This window comes from Oribacterium sp. (genome assembly GCF_057249185.1).
In genome coordinates, this window is record NZ_DBHIGR010000228.1 from 1 (window position 1) to 1,214 (window position 1,214).

Here is a 1,214-nt window from a genome sequence, read left to right on the forward strand (position 1 = left end):
GTTGAGTCCGTGCTGATTGGGAAAAATGACTTTTGGGGAAAAGGAAAATGGGGATCTACCCTTTTCTTTGGCCTAATGTATATGCTGGCTGAATATGGTACATTTAAAATGGCAAACAACATTGCCGCTAACAAGATCAATGCCCCGGACTGGGGAATGATTGTAGTTGGAGCAATAATCTCTGCAATCGGTATCTTGCTGGGGTCGTTATGGAAGAAGAAACACTAAAATTAAGGAGGCAGTTTCTTGCAATATATACTTTTCCTTCGGGGCGTCAATGTGGGCGGTAAGAATAAAGTTTCTATGAGTGCGTTAAAAGAAGCTTTATTCCTTGCAGGCTTTGAAAATCCGGAGTCCTATATCAATAGTGGCAATCTGTTTTTCAGTAGTGCGGAAAGTCGTGAGGCTTGTATCTTAAAGATAAGAAAAGTCTTAGAAACAAACTACGATTTTTCTATCCCCTTTGCATTGCTTACTAAAGAAGAGTATCTGGAAGAACAAGCGGCATTACCGGCTTGGTGGGAAGAGGCGTTGGCAAGAAGAGATGTTTTGTTTTATTCCTGTACTATGGATAAGTCTGATATTCTTCACTTTATAGAGAACGCTACATTTTACAATGAGAAAGTACATGTCGGGAAACAGGCTGTATTTTGGGGGAAAATGGATGAGGCGGAATATCTAAAAACCACCTACCATAAAAAACTCATGAAGCAGGATTTCTACAAGCAAATTACGATTCGAAACGGAAATACCTTTGATAAGATTGCAGAAATGTTGAGGAGTCGAGAGTGAAAGAGATAGGAAAAAGCATTGAACTTTAGGGAACTTCTGGCTACCGCTTAGTATCGAAAAGTTCCCTAAAGAGAAGGCTCTAAAAAGAAGTTGTGGAAGTATCAAGAATAATGAAGTGAACAAAAAACGAAGTGTTCAAAACATCACTAAAGAATGTATACTAGATAGTATTATTCCGATAGTTTCTATGTTTTATTCTTCTATTTTGTTAGTTTATTTAAGGAGGAAATTTTGAGTTCGGAAATCTTTTCTTTTGTTATTTATATGATTCATGCCTGCGCAAATCGTTGGAGGAAGACGGCTGCACAGGTATATTTTGCTTTAAAACAGAGTGGCTGTCTTAATCATTACCTGATTCCGAATTATGATATTTTACATACACAGAGTACTGATTTTGTTGTGAAAGATATTGAAGAATATCT

At 37.3% G+C, this 1,214-nt stretch carries 2 protein-coding genes and 1 pseudogene; all 3 read left to right on the forward strand.

Going from position 1 to position 1,214, the window contains the following annotated elements:
- Positions 1-228: pseudogene (locus ACO4PX_RS09765) on the forward strand (transcriptional regulator); the annotation flags it as partial.
- An 18-nt stretch (positions 229-246) separates the two neighbouring features.
- Positions 247-792, forward strand: coding sequence for a DUF1697 domain-containing protein (locus ACO4PX_RS09770; protein ID WP_314345125.1), 546 nt, complete (start codon positions 247-249; stop codon positions 790-792).
- 231 nt (positions 793-1,023) lie between these two features.
- Positions 1,024-1,214, forward strand: a 191-nt coding sequence (locus tag ACO4PX_RS09775; RefSeq protein WP_485572495.1) for a DUF3791 domain-containing protein, incomplete at its 3' end; no start/stop codon positions are given.